Origin of the sequence: Mucilaginibacter roseus, from assembly GCF_021215455.1 — a bacterium.
GTDB classification, from domain to species: Bacteria; Bacteroidota; Bacteroidia; order Sphingobacteriales; family Sphingobacteriaceae; genus Mucilaginibacter; species Mucilaginibacter roseus.
The window spans coordinates 159,478-178,153 of sequence record NZ_JAJPWV010000003.1 but is presented as its reverse complement, the minus strand read 5'-3'; the positions used below and the strand labels follow the sequence as shown (position 1 = coordinate 178,153).

At 44.8% G+C, this 18,676-nt stretch carries 15 protein-coding genes and 1 riboswitch; of the genes, 14 read left to right on the top strand and 1 reads right to left on the bottom strand.

Annotated features, from left to right (window positions below; genetic code table 11):
* The first annotated feature begins 38 nt into the window (after positions 1 to 38).
* The 13 genes from LT679_RS09835 (at position 39) to LT679_RS09775 (ending at position 15,665) form a co-directional block, all read left to right on the top strand.
* Positions 39 to 2,024: a DUF3857 domain-containing protein gene (locus LT679_RS09835; protein ID WP_232177298.1), complete on the top strand. Its 1,986-nt coding sequence runs from the start codon at positions 39 to 41 to the stop codon at positions 2,022 to 2,024.
* Positions 2,025 to 2,032: 8 nt separating this feature from the next.
* Positions 2,033 to 3,946 (top strand): DUF3857 domain-containing transglutaminase family protein, encoded by a 1,914-nt coding sequence (locus LT679_RS09830; protein ID WP_232177297.1) that lies wholly within the window; start codon positions 2,033 to 2,035, stop codon positions 3,944 to 3,946.
* Between the two features lie 10 nt (positions 3,947 to 3,956).
* On the top strand, positions 3,957 to 4,586 hold the full coding sequence (aat, locus tag LT679_RS09825) for a leucyl/phenylalanyl-tRNA--protein transferase (RefSeq protein WP_232177296.1): 630 nt from the start codon (positions 3,957 to 3,959) through the stop codon (positions 4,584 to 4,586).
* Positions 4,587 to 4,607: 21 nt separating this feature from the next.
* Positions 4,608 to 5,207 carry a crossover junction endodeoxyribonuclease RuvC gene (ruvC, locus tag LT679_RS09820; protein ID WP_232177295.1) on the top strand — a complete coding sequence of 200 codons (600 nt, stop codon included), beginning with the start codon at positions 4,608 to 4,610 and terminating at the stop codon, positions 5,205 to 5,207.
* An 89-nt stretch (positions 5,208 to 5,296) separates the two neighbouring features.
* A riboswitch (cobalamin riboswitch) is annotated at positions 5,297 to 5,542 on the top strand.
* 133 nt (positions 5,543 to 5,675) lie between these two features.
* Positions 5,676 to 6,653 (top strand): ribonucleoside-diphosphate reductase small subunit, encoded by a 978-nt coding sequence (locus LT679_RS09815; protein WP_232177294.1) that lies wholly within the window; start codon positions 5,676 to 5,678, stop codon positions 6,651 to 6,653.
* A 108-nt stretch (positions 6,654 to 6,761) separates the two neighbouring features.
* Entirely contained in the window at positions 6,762 to 9,134 is a 2,373-nt protein-coding gene (locus LT679_RS09810) for a ribonucleoside-diphosphate reductase subunit alpha (protein ID WP_232177293.1), read from the top strand.
* 192 nt (positions 9,135 to 9,326) lie between these two features.
* Positions 9,327 to 10,016, top strand: coding sequence for an OmpW/AlkL family protein (locus tag LT679_RS09805; protein ID WP_232177292.1), 690 nt, complete (start codon positions 9,327 to 9,329; stop codon positions 10,014 to 10,016).
* A gap of 106 nt (positions 10,017 to 10,122) precedes the next feature.
* The gene (locus tag LT679_RS09800; RefSeq protein WP_232177291.1) at positions 10,123 to 10,776 is read left to right on the top strand and encodes a hypothetical protein; all 654 of its coding nucleotides are present in this window, start codon (positions 10,123 to 10,125) and stop codon (positions 10,774 to 10,776) included.
* Between the two features lie 135 nt (positions 10,777 to 10,911).
* Positions 10,912 to 11,643: a hypothetical protein gene (locus LT679_RS09795; protein ID WP_232177290.1), complete on the top strand. Its 732-nt coding sequence runs from the start codon at positions 10,912 to 10,914 to the stop codon at positions 11,641 to 11,643.
* Between the two features lie 22 nt (positions 11,644 to 11,665).
* On the top strand, positions 11,666 to 11,872 hold the full coding sequence (locus tag LT679_RS09790) for a cysteine-rich CWC family protein (protein ID WP_232177289.1): 207 nt from the start codon (positions 11,666 to 11,668) through the stop codon (positions 11,870 to 11,872).
* 214 nt (positions 11,873 to 12,086) lie between these two features.
* Entirely contained in the window at positions 12,087 to 12,830 is a 744-nt protein-coding gene (gene fabG, locus LT679_RS09785) for a 3-oxoacyl-[acyl-carrier-protein] reductase (protein WP_232177288.1), read from the top strand.
* 83 nt (positions 12,831 to 12,913) lie between these two features.
* Positions 12,914 to 13,534 (top strand): hypothetical protein, encoded by a 621-nt coding sequence (locus tag LT679_RS09780; protein WP_232177287.1) that lies wholly within the window; start codon positions 12,914 to 12,916, stop codon positions 13,532 to 13,534.
* A gap of 61 nt (positions 13,535 to 13,595) precedes the next feature.
* Positions 13,596 to 15,665, top strand: a complete 2,070-nt coding sequence (locus tag LT679_RS09775; RefSeq protein ID WP_232177286.1) for a vWA domain-containing protein — start codon at positions 13,596 to 13,598, stop codon at positions 15,663 to 15,665.
* Between the two features lie 11 nt (positions 15,666 to 15,676).
* Here LT679_RS09775 and idi read toward each other — a convergent pair whose 3' ends face one another.
* Positions 15,677 to 16,204, bottom strand: a complete 528-nt coding sequence (idi, locus tag LT679_RS09770) for an isopentenyl-diphosphate Delta-isomerase (RefSeq protein WP_232177285.1) — start codon at positions 16,202 to 16,204, stop codon at positions 15,677 to 15,679.
* 353 nt (positions 16,205 to 16,557) lie between these two features.
* On the opposite strand from idi, the gene LT679_RS09765 reads away from it, so the two are divergent.
* On the top strand, positions 16,558 to 18,618 hold the full coding sequence (locus tag LT679_RS09765) for a glycoside hydrolase family 97 protein (RefSeq protein WP_232177284.1): 2,061 nt from the start codon (positions 16,558 to 16,560) through the stop codon (positions 18,616 to 18,618).
* Positions 18,619 to 18,676: the final 58 nt, after the last annotated feature.

Here is an 18,676-nt window from a genome sequence, read left to right as displayed (position 1 = left end):
CTTAAACTATTTGATTGTATACCCTATTACCTTAACACATGAAAAAACTTATCCCAAGTTTACTTTTGGGCGTGTTATGCTTATCAGCAAATGCTCAAAAGGCTGTTTCTCCGGCTGCAACTTTCCTTAAACCGTTTGGCAAAATAGAGCAGGCCGATCTTGAACTCAAAAACTGCGATTTTGAACCCGATGCCAATGCCGAAGTGCTTTTTGATAAGGCCGACGTTTACTTCGATAATGATTTTAACATTGTTACCGAACGCCACAAACGCATCAAAATATTCAACGTAAACGGAAAAAAGAATGCCGATATCCGGATTGAATATTACGGCGGTAACCGTTTGGAGTACATAACCGACCTGCAGGCGCAAACCATTAACCTGGAGAACGGCAAACCCGAAATCACCAAGATTGACAAGAAACTGGTTTTTACCGAAAAGATAGATAAAATGCGTTCGGCCATGGTATTTTCATTCCCCAATGTTAAACCAGGCTCAGTGGTTGAATTTAAATACCGCCTTACCGCAAATTCCATTGCCGATTTCCCGAGCTGGTATTTTCAGGGTAAAATACCGGTACGTTACAGCCAGCTAACCACCAAGGTGCCTGAGTATTTTTACTATCGCCCGCAACTACGTTCGCCACGCATGTTCACCGTTAATACCTCTACACAAGAGTCAGGTATGCTGGGTTCTGGCACACAATCATTAGGTTATACTATCAATGTTGACGTAAGAGGTATGGCCAATGTGCATTCGCTTGGCGACGAGCCTTTAATGCGCTCGGATGTTGACAATATGCAGAGCATCGTATTCGGCCTTAATACGGTTAGGCCGATAGGTGGCTTTATTAAAACTTATGCAGATACCTGGCCTAAAGTTGGCGGTATTTTGGCAGACGATGAGGATTTCGGCAAACAGCTAAAGCGCAAGCTTGAAGGTGAGGACGCTATCATAAACAAGGCTAAACAATTCGCTACCGACGATGAGCGCATAAGTTATGTGTTTAACGAAGTTAAAAAGGTGATGAAGTGGAATGATATTGACCGCTGGTTCACCAATGATGGTACCGTAAAAGCATGGGAGAAAAAAACAGGTAACTCGGCCGAGGTAAACCTGATCCTGTTTCACCTGCTTAAACAAAGCGGCATCAAAGCTTACCCCATGATTGTGAGCACGCGCGATAATGGCCGTGTAAACCCGTTTAGTCCTAACCTGCACCAATTTAACCGCGCCGTGGTTTATATCCCGATTGATACTACCAGGCACTATGTACTCGATGCTACAAACAAGTACAACCTGTTTAACCACATTCCGGATAATCTGCTTAATTCGTCAGGCTTGTTCATTGATAAAGAGAGCAACCAGTACGATATTATCTTTCTGCAAAACCTGGAACCGGTAAGGCAGTCATACTATGTTAACGTAGAGATTAAGCCCGACGGCAAAATGGTAGGCAGCAACCAGGTGAGCAGCTATGGTTACAACAAGGTATCGCGTACGGCTAAATATAAAACGGACGGCGAGACCAAATTTATCGAGTACCTGAAAAATAAGGATAACAACCTGCGCATATCATCCATCAAGTTTGAGAATATGGATATTGATACATTGCCGCTGGTACAAAGCGTAAACTTTGACCTGGACCTGACCGGGTCTGACGGTAACTTTATCTATTTTAACCCCAATGTGCTTACCATGACGAACGCTAACCCGTTCCTCAGCGAAAACCGTTATACTGATATTGAATATGGCTACCGCGATAACATGACCTTTACCGGCATGTATAAAATACCGGCCGGCTACAAAGCGGAAACACTGCCCAAGAGCGTGAGCCTTACCACACCGGATAAGAGCATCACTTTCCGCCGAATGGTTAACTTCTCAAACGACGTGATTTCGGTACGTTATTATGTTGATCATCTCAAGACAACTTATTTTAAAGAAGATTACGCCGATTTCAGGGAATTCAACCGCCAGATGTATGAAATGCTGAATGAGCAGATCGTGTTAAAGAAATCGTAAACCCAACCATGTTTAAGAAATTGTTTTTATTAGGTATGCTGCTTACGGGCGGCATGCCTGTTTTTGCGCAAAAGGTATCGCCGGAATTATACAAGGCTTCAACCATACCCGATTCACTTAAAACAGATGTAGATGCCGTAGTACGCTATCGTGTTGACGAGCGAATTATCAGTGCGCCGGGCCGTATGGTTAACAAGGTGCATTCAATAGTTACCCTGCTTAACGAAAAAGAGGAAGACGGCGCACGCATGGTAATCGGCTATAATAAGAAATCGTACATCAATTCATTCCAGATGAATGTGTACAATGCTGACGGCGCTATCATCAAAAAATATAAAAAGAGTGATATGTATGATCGCTCGGCTATTGATAATATATCTATCATAACTGATGAGCGGTTGAAAGCCATTTCGCATACAGTAGCAGCGTACCCTGTAACCGTTGAAATGATTTTTGAGACTGAAGATGACGGCGGTTTGAGTTACGGCAGCTGGTATCTGCAAAGTTCAGAGCGTTCAGTGCAATACTCTTCATGTTCGCTTGTTATAAGTCCGACGGCTGGCTTACGTTACTACAACCGTAATACGGGCATTAAGCCGCAAAAATCAGTTATAAACGGCAATGATGTTTATAGCTGGAGTGTATCAAACCTAAAAGGTATCAAAGATGAAAAAGGTGTACCGGGATGGCGTGTTGCACCGCGGATTGATTTTTCGCCGGTGAATTTTCAATATGATGACCGCCCCGGAAAGTTGGATACCTGGGAAAACTTTGGCAAATGGATACAAACGCTTAACAGCGATGTGAATACCCTGCCGCCTGCCCGTGCGGAGGAGTTCAGGAAGATGACGGCTAATTTTAAAACGGATAAGGAAAAGGCCAGGTTTTTATATGAATACTTACAAAAAAATATGCGTTATGTAAGCATTCAGCTGGGTATTGGTGGTTTAAAACCCTTTGCCGCAAGTTTTGTGGATGAGAAAAAGTATGGAGATTGCAAGGCGCTATCCAACTACATGTATGCCATGCTTAAAGCGGTAAATATACCGGCCAACTATGCACTTATACGTGCCGGAAAGAATGAGGAGTCGGCTGATTTTACTTTCAGCCAAAACAGGTTTAACCACGCCATATTATGTATACCCTTTAAAAACGATACCACCTGGCTGGAGTGTACCAGTGACACGCAGCCGTTTGGCGTATTGGGCGCTTTTACCGAGAACCGTAATGCATTGCTGATTACCGAGACCGGTGGTAAACTGGTGAGCACGCCCAAAACAAAAGCTATAAGCAACGCCTTGAATAGTAACGTAAATATTAAGCTTAATGAGGATGGCAGCGCTGTAACCACCGTTAAGTTGAATAATACTGGCGAATTCAGAAGCTTGATGCTTGGGGTTGCCGAAATGTCTGTTGATGAGCAAAAGGAGTTTTTTATCCGCTACCTTAAAATGAAACAACCCGCCGTATTTAATATTAAGCAGGCCGATGATAAGGATGGCATAAAAGAGCTCGAACTGGAGATGGCATACGATAAATTCAGCGATGTAATTGCCGGGCCGCGCCAGTTTTATAAACCGGCGGCGTTTGACCTTTGGGCATACACTTGCCCGGTGGAAGAAAAGCGCAAGGCTGATTATTATTTTGATTATCCGTTGCAGAGAAATTGCGTAACCACCATTAGTTTACCCGAAGGTTTTGAGGTAGAGAATATGCCGGCCAACCAGGCGCTGAAATTCGCATACGGCGATTATACATTAAACTACGCGTATGATGCTGCTAAAAACCAGGTGGTAAGCACGGCTAAATTCACACTGAATAACCACGTTATTCCGGCAGCAAAGTATACCGAAATGCAGCAATACCTGGATAATGTGGCAAAAGCGCAAAACAAAAAGCTGGTTATAAAGCGCAAGGCGTAATTTTGCGCTGATGATATTCAGGCTTGATGAACGTTTACTGTTTCCTGACCCGGCTCTGGCTGAGGAGGATGGCCTGCTGGCTATAGGCGGCGACCTCTCGCCTGAACGGTTGATGCTGGCTTACCAAAGCGGCATATTCCCCTGGTATAGCGACGAGACACCCATATTGTGGTATTCGCCGCATGAACGCTTCGTGCTGAACCCGGCGAAGGTAATCATCTCAAAAAGCATGCGGCAGGTAATGCGCTCGGGCAGGTTCAGGGTAACGTTCAACACCGCCTTTGCTGATGTAATACAGGCTTGTTCGCTGGTGCCGCGCGAAGGGCAGGATGGTACCTGGATAACCAATGATATGATGGCTGCCTACATCGATCTGCATCGATTAGGAAAAGCCCATTCGGTTGAGGTTTGGCACGATGATGTGCTGGTTGGCGGGCTGTATGGCGTAGGAGTAGGCAAAGTGTTTTGCGGCGAAAGTATGTTCAGCAAAGTAAGCAATGCCTCAAAAACCGCGCTTATTACCCTCTGCCAAACAGGTAAATACTATCTTATCGATTGCCAAGTTTATACTGAACACCTGGAAAGCATGGGGGCAGGCATGATCTCCAGTGATGAATATATGGCTATACTGCAACAATAAACTGTTACCTTCGCGTTATAGATGCAGGGCGTAAATACAAAAGAGCGTATAATTTTAGGTATCGACCCCGGTACCGCCGTAATGGGTTACGGACTGGTGAAGCAAACCGGCTCCAAGCTGGAGCTTATTAGTTTGGGTGTGGTAAAGATGGGTAACCTTGACGATCACATGCTCAAGCTGCAGCGCATCTTCGAAAAGACCGTGGCCCTTATTGATAACTATCATCCCGATTGCCTGGCTATTGAGGCGCCGTTTTATGGTAAAAACATCCAAGTGATGCTTAAGCTGGGCAGGGCGCAAGGCATGGCCATGGCCGCGGCTCTATCGCGCAATGTGGATATTACGGAATACGCTCCGCGCAAAATAAAGCAATCCATCACCGGTAATGGTAATGCCACCAAAGAGCAGGTGGCCGGTATGATACAACGCCTGCTAAATTTTACCGAAACCCCCGATTTTCTTGACGCTACCGATGGCCTGGCCGTCGCGGTATGCCACGCCTTTCAGCGTAATGTTGCTGGTGGTTCATCGTCGTCCACGTCAAAAAAATCGTACTCAGGTTGGGATACTTTTGTAAAGGATAATGCCACCCGTGTATCAGGCGTTGGTAAAAAGAAGTAGCCGGGTGTTTATAACTTACCCCTTATGTTAAAAACTATCATTACCTCGATACTTCACTCGTCGCCTATCTTTGAAAGCACCAAATAGTTCTTTGTAAACACCGTAAAGGTTACCGGTTTTATAGCCGGTATTAAAAGGGAACCATGTTAAATTCATGGGCTGACGTTGCAACTGTATCGTTTTAGTTAGTAGGGAGTTGTGAATAGTGAGTGGTGGGCGGTGAGTAGTGATTGGGTTAGTCACTTCAATGCTCACAACTGACACTAACCATTCACCAATGACAACTGACCATTGACAAAACCCAGCCAGACACCTGCCCCTGCGGTATTTTGACAAAACTTTCACGCATAGGGTTTTGCCAAAAGAAGTAGCCTGCCTGCCGGCGCCATAGCGCGCTTGCCTGTTGCGCCCTCGTCTTTTGTCAGCTCCTGCTGCAACACATAAAATTATTTAATTGACGAGGCGCTTATGAAACAGGAAAATGATGAAGTATTGCTACGAGAGAACAAAGACCGCTTTGTGATTCTCCCCATTAATTACCCCCGCATTTGGGAAATGTACAAAAAGCATGAAGCCAGCTTTTGGACGGCCGAGGAAATTGACCTTAGCGACGACCTGAAGCACTGGGAAACGCTTAATGCCGGCGAAAAGCATTTCATATCGCACATACTGGCATTTTTTGCGGCCAGCGATGGTATCGTAAATGAAAACCTGGCGGTGAACTTTATGAGTGAAGTGCAGGTTCCTGAAGCACGGTGTTTTTACGGTTTCCAGATCATGATGGAGAATATCCACTCCGAAACATATGCCCTGTTGATAGATACTTATATTAAAGATCCGGTTGAAAAAGACCGCCTGTTCCACGCCATTGAAACTGTACCATGCGTAGGCAAAAAAGCCGAGTGGGCACTTAAATGGATTGAGAACGGCACCTTTGCGCAGCGCCTTGTAGCTTTTGCAGCGGTTGAGGGTATCTTCTTTTCGGGTAGTTTTTGCTCGTTGTTCTGGCTTAAAAAACGTGGCCTGATGCCGGGTTTAACCTTCAGCAACGAGCTGATCTCCCGTGATGAAGGTATGCACTGCGAGTTTGCCTGTCTGTTATACAGCATGCTTAACAATAAGCTTAGCAAAGAGGAAGCAACCAGCATTATTACCGATGCGGTTGAAATAGAAAAGGAATTTGTAAGCGATGCCCTGCCGGTTAACCTTATAGGCATGAACGCCAAGCTGATGAGCCAGTACATTGAGTTTGTGGCCGACAGGTGGTTGCAGGAACTGGGTTACGAGAAGCATTACAACGCTACCAATCCGTTTGATTTTATGGAGATGATAAGCCTTCAGGGTAAAACCAACTTTTTTGAAAAACGCGTAGGCGACTACCAGAAAAGCGGTGTACTAAACAACGTACCCGAAAGCAAATCGTTCTCGCTGGATGAGGACTTCTAACAGCCCCACCCAGCCTCCCCTGAAGGGGAGGAGCAAAAAAATAATTAATTATATATAAAATACACTCACTTAAAAATTCCCCCTTTAGGGGGTTAGGGGGCACGCAGTATGTTTGTAATAAAAAGAGATGGCCGAAAAGAGTCGGTAAAATTTGATAAGATAACAGCACGTATCGAGAAGTTGTGCTACGGGTTTCAACTGGTTGACCCGATTGATGTTGCTAAAAAGGTAATTGAGGGTTTGTATGATGGCGTAACCACGTCGGAGCTGGATAACCTGGCTGCTGAAACGGCCGCGTCATTAACCACCAAACACCCGGATTATGCATTGCTGGCATCGCGTATAGCGGTATCAAACCTGCATAAAAACACGGTAAAATCATTCAGCGAAACCATGCGTATGCTGTATGAGTACGTGGATAGTAAGAACGGTAAAAACGCGTCGCTTATTGCGGAAGATGTTTGGGAAGTGATCAGGGACAATGCAGAGGTACTGGACAGCACCATTATTTACGACCGCGATTTTGGGTTCGATTACTTTGGCTTCAAAACGCTTGAGAAATCATACCTGTTAAAAATCGACGGTAAGATAGTGGAACGCCCGCAACACCTGTTTATGCGTGTATCGGTAGGTATACACAAAAGCGACATCGACAGCGTTATAAAAACTTATAACCTGATGAGCGAGCGTTGGTTCACTCACGCTACGCCTACGTTGTTCAACGCGGGTACACCAAAACCGCAAATGTCATCATGCTTCTTGCTGACCATGAAGGATGACAGCATCGACGGTATTTACGATACACTGAAACAAACCGCAAAAATTTCGCAAAGCGCGGGTGGTATCGGTTTGAGCATACACAACGTACGCGCTACAGGCTCATACATCAGCGGCACTAACGGTACCAGCAACGGTATCATCCCCATGCTGAGGGTATTTAATGATACCGCCCGTTATGTTGATCAGGGTGGCGGCAAGCGTAAAGGCGCATTCGCTATTTACCTGGAGCCATGGCACGCCGATGTATTTGAATTCCTTGACCTGCGTAAAAACCACGGTAAGGAAGAAATGCGCGCCCGCGACTTGTTCTATGCCCTTTGGATATCAGACTTGTTCATGAAACGTGTGGAGGCTAATGAGGACTGGAGCCTGTTCTGTCCGCACGAAGCACCAGGCCTGGCCGATTGCTTTGGCGCCGAGTTTGAAGCTTTATACACTAAATATGAACAAGAAGGCCGTGCCCGTAAAACCATCAAAGCGCAGGAGCTTTGGTTCGCAGTATTAGATTCGCAGGTTGAAACCGGTACGCCATACCTGTTATACAAGGATGCCGCCAACGCCAAATCAAACCAGCAAAACCTGGGTACTATCAAAAGCTCAAACTTATGTACCGAGATTATGGAATACACCTCGGCTGATGAGGTAGCGGTTTGTAACCTGGCATCGCTGGCATTACCGCGCTACATCAACAACGGTGTGTTTGATCACCAAAAATTATATGAGGTTACTTACCAGGTCACTTTGAACCTGAACCGTATTATCGATCATAACTATTACCCGGTTGATGAAGCCCGTAACTCCAACCTGCGCCACCGCCCGATAGGCTTAGGCGTACAAGGTTTGGCTGATACCTTTATACAACTGCGTTTACCGTTTGAAAGCGATGCCGCCAAACAACTGAACAAAGAGATATTTGAAACCATCTACTTTGCTTCAATGACGGCTTCAAAAGATTTGGCTATTCAGGATGGCGCTTACGAAACCTTCAAAGGTTCGCCGCTATCACAAGGTAAGTTCCAGTTCGATCTATGGGGTGTAACACCGGAGAGCGGCCGTTGGGATTGGGAAAACCTGCGCCTTGATGTAATGAATCATGGTGTGCGTAACTCACTGCTGGTAGCGCCAATGCCTACCGCGTCAACCTCACAAATTTTAGGTAACAACGAGTGCTTTGAACCATATACCTCAAACATCTATACCCGCCGTGTATTGAGTGGTGAATTCATCGTGGTAAACAAATACCTGCTGCGCGACCTGGTTAACCTTGGTTTGTGGAACACCGGCATGAAAGATAAGATCATCAGCGCTAACGGCTCAATTCAGGATATCCCTGAAATTCCTGCCGATATTAAGGAACTGTACAAAACCGTATGGGAAATTAAGATGCGTAACATCATCGATATGGCTGCCGACAGGGGCGCTTACGTATGCCAGTCGCAATCACTTAACCTGTTCATTAACTCGCCAAACGCGTCGAAACTTACTTCAATGCACTTTTACGCATGGAAGAAAGGCCTTAAAACAGGTATGTATTACCTGCGTACACAGGCGGCATCGCAAGCGGTTAAGTTTACGGTTGAAAACCAGGGCGGCAAAAACATGGAGCCGGTTATCCCGGATCACGTTGCCCAGGTTGCCGATGAAATACCTGCAGGCCCAAGCTGCTCAATGGAAGAGGGCTGCGTAACCTGCTCGGCATAATCACGATCCTGTAGCTATTAAAGTGTCAGTTTAATAGTTTTACTAAAAAGCGTGGGGCGTTTTGGAATGCGCCCCCGCTTTTTTTGTTACAGGCATTTTGTATGATGAGCATCATCCCCATAGGTGCTCCCCGTCATGTGTCGCCACTGCGGCATCCAATACATTTGAGGCATAGATCAACTTAAATGTATTATGAAAAATTTACGAATACTACTTGCCGTAATTCTACTTGTCATCTCCTCAACCACCTATGCCCAGCAAAAAGGTGAGTGGAATGTTCGCCTGCGTGGGGTCGGCGTTATCCCGCAAGAGAAAGCAACAATTGGCGTGATCGGTGGTGATGTCGACATTAGCAAGAGCTTCATTCCAGAGCTTGACTTTACCTATTACTTCGCCAACAACTTTTCGGCCGAACTGATATTGGGTACCACCCGCCATAAAGTAAAAACCACCTCATCAAACCTTGCCGCTATTGGCGGCCCTGCATCTGCCGATGTTGACCTGGGTAAAGTATGGCTGTTACCGCCGACACTTACCCTGCAATACCATGTGCCTACAGGCGGTATAATGAGGCCATATATAGGTGCGGGTGTCAACTATACCATATTTTACGGTGCTGATGAAGGCCCGACCGTTAAAGGGGTTGATTACAAAAACAGCTTTGCCTTTGCGGCGCAGGCAGGTGTGGATATTGATCTGAATAAAAAATGGTTTCTGAACATTGATGTGAAAAGGATATTCCTAAATACCGATGTAACGGTTGATGCCTCAAACCTTACCCCGGCCAGCAACCCAAGCCTTGAGCCAACATTACGCAATATACCTGCCGATGTTAAAATACGCCCATGGCTGATAGGCGTTGGTATAGGTTGCCGCTTGTAAATAGTTAGCTTATACAAATAAAAGCGTTGTGCCCATTAAACGGTACGGCGCTTTTTGCGTCTGTACCAGTAATCAACCAATCGTTCACCTTTATCCTGATCATATAATGATAAGCCGATACCTGACACCGTTATTGCTGAGCCTGCTGTTTATGCTATGCTTTGCAATAGCCAAAGCGCAAAACCCACCGTTGATAGAATACGTGCCCGACGATAGTTATGTTGGCTTTAACCAGGGTAAGGGCTGGGCCATTGGCGGGCAGTTTGGGTACGATTTCCCTGCCGGGGCATTGAGCCAGAATTACCGGGTGACCCCAACTTATGGCATCGGCCTTTATAAAAAGTTGGATGATTTTACGCTGAACATAAATGTAAATCATCAGGCTTACCCGGTTAAAAGCAATTCCAGGGGTTTAGTTGATAACCGGTTTATTGTATTGGGCCTATATGCCGGCGGCGCTTACGATAAGCTGATTACGCCATTTTTTAAAGTATATGGCGGCCTTAACATGGGCGTTTGGCTTAAGCGTTATGAAGATATTTACGCTTATGATGACGAATGTGGTTGTGAAATTAACAATACCAATTTTTACTTTGCGCCTAAAGTCGGCTTCACATATCTCACCAACAGCCGCATAGGCATTGGCGTTGAAGCCAAATATAATGTTTACGTAACCGGCTATGACTATGTGACTGACACCAACGGTGGTAAATTATTTAATTCTGTAGCGGCCACGCTAATACTTACCTATCATTTTTAGGCTAAAAGTATTGGTGTTTCTTGTATGGCTTATAGTGATTTAACTGGTGGTTCATTTTTGAATTAATTGGCATTTATAGTTGGGATGCATAGGGTTATTTGTATACTTTTATAGGCGATAACCTTGTCACAAAGTATGAATATCAACTTCCCCCAGCTTGCTCTTAACATTACAGGTGCGTTATTATTAGTTTTTTTATTTTGCAATGATGCTGATGCACAACGACGCTCAAGCCGTGGATTAAATTACGATGGCGATGCGGCAGGTGTAGGCAGCGGCGGATCGGGAGAATTCGGATCGGCCTCATGGGGAGTATCTTTACAGGCCGGTTTTGATTCGCCGCAAGGCGATTTGGGTGCGAGTTATAAAGGCGCCCCGCTTATTGGCATCAGTGTATTAAAATACGTGGGCAATTTTACCTTCGGTATCACCCTAAGCAGACATAGCTATAAACCGGCACTTAATGATATTTCTGTAAGTGTTGACATGGGCGAGGTTGCCTCCGTCGACCAAAGCATAAAACTCACTAATAACAGTTTTACAGGTTTTTATGGCAGCGCTATCTATAACTTCAATCTTTCAGGCGGGTTCAGGCTTTTCGGCGGTGTAAACCTCGGTAACATGACGTCTCGCTATGGCGCTGTGGTAAGCGGTTCACAGGGCAATTTTTCGCAAAGTTACGTAGACAAGTGGGGGTACTTTGCTCCTAAAATGGGTATCGATATAGCGCTTAATGATGCTTTCAGCATTGGTTTTGAAGGAAAATATAATATCTTTATGCAAGGCAGCGCCAACAGCCGTACAGGTGGCGATTTTGAGTCAGCTAAGTCGGTTGCCGGTGTGGCCACGCTCACCTATAGTTTTTAGGCGGGTTTAACCGGTAGAGAATATGCATTCAAAACATGAGATAATACGATGCGAGCGCTGTAACGCGGCGTTTGAATGCAAGGCCAATTCCTACACTAAGTGCCAGTGCAGCGCCGTACAGCTTACCCTCAACGAAACCCAATACATCAGCGAAAACTACGACGGCTGCCTCTGCGCCAAATGCCTGTTAGAGATACAGAAGGAGTACAGGGAGATGATGGTGGATTAGTGGTCCGAAAGACCATAAGTCTGAAAGTTCGTAAGTCCGAAAGACCGTAAGTCCGAAAGTGGAAGAAGCTTTTACGACTCTCTGACTTCCCGCCAAAAATAGTAGATCCCGTCTTTCTGACTTCCCAATTCAAAATACTATTTCCGGACTTTCCGTCTTTCGGACTTCCGGACTAATTTGCTACCTTCACAGCCTCATATTCAACACTGAAATAATGAAACTATTAGAAGGAAAAGTTGCCTTAGTTACAGGCGCTTCAAAAGGTATAGGCCGTAAAATAGCCGAAAAATTTGCCGAACAAGGCGCAAAAGTGGCTTTCACTTATCTGTCGTCTGTTGAAAAAGGACAAGCCCTTGAGCAGGAATTGCAAGCATTTGGCAGCCAGGTTAAAGGCTACCGCAGCGATGCCTCTAAATTTGATGAAGCCGAAAAACTGATCAATGATATTGTTGCCGACTTTGGCACGATAGACGTAGTGGTAAACAACGCAGGCATCACTAAAGACGGCCTGCTGATGCGCATGACCGAAGAGCAATGGGACGAAGTGCTTGATGTAAACCTGAAATCAATATTTAACGTTACCAAAGCCGCCTCAAAAATTATGATGAAAAACCGTAAAGGCGCGTTCATCAACATGAGTTCGGTTGTTGGCGTGCAGGGTAACGCGGGCCAGTCTAACTATGCGGCATCAAAGGCTGGTATTATTGGTTTTTCAAAATCAATAGCAAAAGAGTTAGGCTCACGTGGTATCCGTACCAATGTTGTAGCCCCGGGCTTTATCCGCACCGAAATGACCGATGTGCTTGACCCGAAAATAGTGGAAGGCTGGACAGCGGGCATCCCGCTTAAACGTGCCGGCGAAACTGAAGATGTGGCCAATGCCTGTGTATTCCTGGCTTCGGATATGGCGGCCTACATCACCGGCCAGATTATAGCGGTTGATGGCGGTATGTTGTAAGCAGTATTTTTGCATAAACAACGATAAAAAGACAGCATATTTGGTTATCAAGTATGCTGTTTTTGTTTTCAATAACCTAAACTATGAGATCAACTCTGCTTCTACTTCTAATTGCTTTTTACTGTAGTGCTCAGGATAAACTGCACAAAGTAACACCCAGTCAAAGTGAGCAGTATTGCGTTTATGTCGGGAAACATGATGCGGCAAATAGGAAAAGTTTCTATCCGTTTAACAAGTCGGTAAAAATTGAGCTGATTGGTTTTCTTGATGAAGTTCAATGGACCAATTTAATCAAAACAGCTGACTCGGCCCGGAACTTAAAGAAGGAAATGTATATCAAGCTGGATGATAAGAGCTATAGATTAAATAAGGGGAGGCTAATGGCCACAACAGTATTGAGTCATCATAAAATAGATGAATTAACAGATATCCTTTATAACTATAAATATCCGCCGATGCAATCTAGTAAAGGTTCAATATTGATTGATGAACCGGTTGGGTGTTATAATCCCCGAAATGCTATCGTTTTCAAGGATTTGAACAATAAAATTATCGAATATATAGAAATCTGCTTTGAGTGTTCAAAAAGCAAATTTAGTTCTGCAGAAATTAGAACACCAAATTATTGTGGGCGTACATATAGGATGTTAAAAGATTTTTTTGTGGATAATGGGATTGCATATGGCACGACTTATCTTAAATAATTGCATATGCTGATGTTACAAATTGCTTTTCAATAAAAAACAGCATATTTGGTTATCAAGTATGCTGTTTTTGTTTTCAATAACCTGGGGCGATGTTTCGGGCTGGTGGGCGCCGGTGTGTGTGCTGGCTGGCCTGCTTTACGCGTGGTTATTGTACAGGCAGCCGGTTAATATCTCTAAGACTCACCGGTACGTGTTGTTTACATTGCGGGCATTGGCGGTGGCTATAATTGCATTTTTGCTGTTATCGCCACTGGTACAATCGGTAACCTATAAGCCCGAGAAACCGCTGGTGCTGATATTGCAGGATAACTCCGGATCGGTAAAACAATACGCTAAAAGCATATCATCATCGCTCAGTCAGTTAAAACAGCAGTTGGGTGATGATTACGATGTGCAGGAGTTTAATTTCGATAGCGGTTTGCACAGTGGCCTTGCCGCAATTTACAACGGTAGGCAAACGGATATTTCATCGGCACTAAAGCAACTGAACGACCGCTTTGTGAACCGAAACGTAGGCGCGGTTGTTTTAGCGTCGGACGGCATATTTAACCGTGGTGCCGATCCACGATACGAAGCCCGTAACTTTAAGGCCAATTTTTACACCGTTGCTCTGGGCGATACCACCCACCGCCGCGATCTGTTAATCAGCAATGTAAACTACAATAAAACCGCTTTTTTAGGGAATGATTTTGAGGTAGAGATACTGGCTTCGGCCTACCAAAGCAATGGCGAAATCATGCGCCTAACCATAACTGACGACGGCAGGCAGGTGTATAATCAAGCGGTACAGGTTAAGGGTAACGCGTTTAGGCAGATGGTTCCAGTCAAGCTCAACGCAAATAAAAAGGGCTTGCACAAATTTTCCGTTAACCTGGCCCCGCTAAGCAACGAGGTAACCACCGTAAATAATAGCGAAACGTTTTATATAGATGTATTAGATGCCCGCCAAAAAATACTTTTGGTATATCAAAACGTACATCCGGATATCGCGGTTATCAAAAACGCCATTGAGGTAAACCGCAATTACGAGGTTAAAACAGTGCTGCTCACAGATCTGGCTGCCGTAAAACCAGCCGATTATAATCTGCTGATTTTATTTCAACTGCCGGCATCGGCGCAGGGCATACAGCGTTTTGTTTCAAACGCTAACCTGCCCATTTGGTATACGGTAGGTGCACAAACAGATGTTACTGCTTTAAACGCCAGTCAGCAAGTGGTAAATATTTCGACTGACCGAAGCGAAATGCAGGAGGTGTTCGCGCAGCCTGCTGATAATTTTTCAGCATTTACATTAAGTGATTCAACCCGGCAGAAAATAACCAGAATGCCGCCATTGCTGGCACCGTTTGGCAACTACGGCAATAAGGCAGCTGCAGGTATTTTATTCAAACAACGTATAGGTAATGTAACCACCAGCTATCCATTGCTGGCCTTTGCTGCACAAGGCAACAGGCGCACTGCTGTATTAACCGGTGAGGGTTTATGGCGATGGAAACTTGCCGAATACGCGACGTTTGAAAATAATAACGCGCTTAATGAATTAATGAGCCAAAGCGTGCAATACCTCACCGCCAATGCCGACAGGCAGCAGTTCAGGGCTTACCCGGCAAAGGCTGTATTTGATGAAGGTGAGGATGTGCTTATTAATGCCGAACTATATAACGATGCCCTCGAGTTGATCAATACTCCTGATGCCCGGATAAGTATAAAGGACGTAAGAGGGCGTAACCTAAGCTTTTTGTTTAGCAGGATAGGGCAGAGCTATGGCTTAAACGCAGGCGCCTTGCCGCCGACGGAATATTCATACACAGCCACCGCTAAGGTAGGCAACCGCATTTTTACAGCATCCGGAAAATTCACGGTGAAGCGGGTGGATATTGAGGCACGCCAAACGGTTGCAAATCATCAGCTACTAAGCGATTTAGCCCGGCAAAGCGGCGCCGAAATGCTACAGCCCGCAGACCTGGGTAAACTGCCTGATCTCATCAAAAAAAATGAAAGCGTAAAAACAGTAGTTTACGAGGATAAACACTACAACGAGTTAGTGGATGTAAAATGGGTATTTGGCGTTATATTATTCCTCATATCTGCAGAGTGGTTTATCCGCAAACGTGAAGGCGAAGTGTAAACTCGTTTTATCTATGAGACTGCTACATCAAGATATCCCCGTGCGCACAATTCTTCATACAATATTTTAAACCAATAAGTATATTCTTCGGGATGCTCTTTAAGGTCAAGGGCGATCATTTCCGGGGCCATATATAACCAATCGGCTACCTCTTCAGGGTTTATATCAGGTTTGCCGGAAAAAGAACCTGTAAATACGTGGTCAAATTCGTGTTCAAACAAACCTTCGCCCAGGTCGGCTTTGTAGGTAAAAGAAAAAGCTTCGGTAAGGTCGCAATCAATGCCCATTTCCTCCTGTAGCCGCCTTTTCGCGGCGTCGATATTATCTTCGCCCGGGCGGGGGTGGCTGCAGCAGGTATTGGTCCACAAGCCTGCCGAATGATATTTGCCGGCAGCGCGCTTTTGCAACAGTAACTCGCCTTTGCTATTTAGCAGTATAACCGAAAATGCACGGTGAAGAACGCCTTTATAGTGCGCTTCCATTTTTTCCATAGTGCCTATTTGGTTATCGTTACTATCAACAAGAATTACTTTTTCCATTTGCTATATATACGGGAGGATTTGTTGTGCGGATGATTGCACCGGCAAATTACAAACTATAAACGCAAATGTTGTTTAAACATTTTGTTAATAGCCTGCTCAACACTTGCTCAGCTCGTTGCACATGCTGCAAATGCCGTAAATCAGTTTAAATAATTGCGTGATTTATTGATATGAAAATTTATTTAAATGTTTGATGGTTAACAATTTAAATTATTGTATATGTTAAATTTTGAATAAAAAACCATCGTTCGCGCAAATACTTTACAAAATTTGCTTTAACCAATACTTACTTATAAACCATTTTAAATATGCGTAGTTGTTTATTATTGATGTTGTTATTATGTGCAGGTATGTTTTCTGCAAATGCGCAGCAAATTACATCGCCGGATAAAAACCTGGTGCTCAATTTTGAGCTGAAGGATAACGGCGTGCCTACCTATAGCCTCACCTATAAAAAAAAGGATGTTATTAAAACCAGCAAGCTGGGCATCGAGACCAAGGATGTACCTTCGTTTTTAAACGGCTTTACCATTACCGATACGCAAAAAAGCACTTTTGACGAAACGTGGCAACCGGTTTGGGGCGAGCAAAAAAATATCCGCAACCATTATAACGAGTTACTGGTAACACTTACTCAAAAAGCCGAGAAGGATCGTTTTATCCGCATCCGTTTCCGTTTGTTTAATGATGGATTGGGTTTCCGTTACGAGTTCCCGGCTCAAAAAAACCTGAATTATTTTATCATCAAAGAAGAGCATACGCAGTTTGCCCTTGCCGGAGATCATAAAGCTTTTTGGCTGCCAGGCGATTTTGATACGCAGGAGTACAGCACCGTAACTTCAAACCTGTCTGAAGTTCGTGGTAAAATGAAGGCAGCCGTTACTCCAAATGTTTCACAAACCACTTTCTCGCCAACGGGCTTGCAAACTCCGCTGATGATGAAAAGCAAGGACGGTTTGTACATTAACATACATGAGGCAGCACTGGTTGATTACTCGTGCATGTCGTTAAATCTGGATGATAAAAATTTCGTCCTCGAATCATTCTTAACCCCTGATGCTATTGGCGATAAGGGCTACATGCAGGCACCAACGCAAACGCCTTGGCGTACGGTTATAGTAAGCGATAAGGCAGGCGATATCCTGATGTCGAAACTAGTATACAACCTGAATGAACCGACCAAATTCAAGGATGTATCATGGATTAAGCCGATTAAATACGTAGGTGTATGGTGGGAAATGATTACCGGCAAAAGCACCTGGGCTTATACCGACCTGGAGAATGTGCAGCTTGGCGTAACAGACTACAGCAAAACCAAACCTAACGGTAAGCATGGCGCCAATACGCAACACGTTAAGGAGTATATTGACTTTGCTGCTAAAAATGGAATTGATGCCGTACTGGTTGAAGGCTGGAACCAGGGCTGGGAAGACTGGTTTGGTAAAACCAAGGATTATGTGTTCGACTTTGTAACGCCATACCCTGATTTTGATGTAAAGGAGTTGCATCGCTATGCCGAATCAAAAGGCGTAAAGATCATTATGCACCATGAAACATCAGGCTCGGTACGTAATTACGAGCGCCATTTAGATACTGCCTATAAGTTTATGGTAGAGAATGGCTACAATGCGGTTAAAAGCGGTTATGTAGGACAGATCATTCCTCGTGGCGAGCACCATTACGGCCAATGGCTGGTTAACCATTACCTGTACGCTATTACCAAGGCTGCCGACTATAAAATTATGGTGAATGCCCATGAGGCTATCAGGCCTACCGGCCTGGCGCGTACCTATCCTAACCTGATAGGCAACGAGGCTGCCCGTGGTACCGAGTACGAATCATTCGGTGGTAACAACCCTGACCATACAACCATTCTGCCATTTACCAGATTAATAGGTGGCCCAATGGATTATACACCGGGTATTTTCCAAACCAGAATAAACGCTTACAATCCCGATAATAATTCATTTGTACATACCACGCTTACCAAACAGTTGGCGCTGTATGTAACCATGTATAGTCCGCTGCAAATGGCGGCTGATTTGCCGGACACTTACAACAAGTTTTACGACGCTTTTCAGTTTATTAAAGACGTGGCGGTTGATTGGGATGAATCGTACGTGCTGGAAGCCGAGCCGGGCGACTACATCACCATAGCCCGTAAGGCTAAAGGTAAAAACGAGTGGTTTATTGGCAGCGTAACAGATGAGAACGCGCGTACCGCCGTAGTTAAATTTGATTATCTGCCAAAAGGAAAAACTTACGTGGCTACCGTCTACGCCGATGGTAAGGATGCCAGCTTTGATAAAAATCCGCAAAGTTATACCATCCGCAAAATTAAGGTGACCTCAAAAACGGTACTTAAGCAGGCCGTTGCACCGGGTGGTGGTTTCGCTATTAGCGTAAAATAAAAATTGGGTTTTATTAGGTTCATAAAGGTGTCCCCCGTGTGCGTAAGTGCCGGGGGAT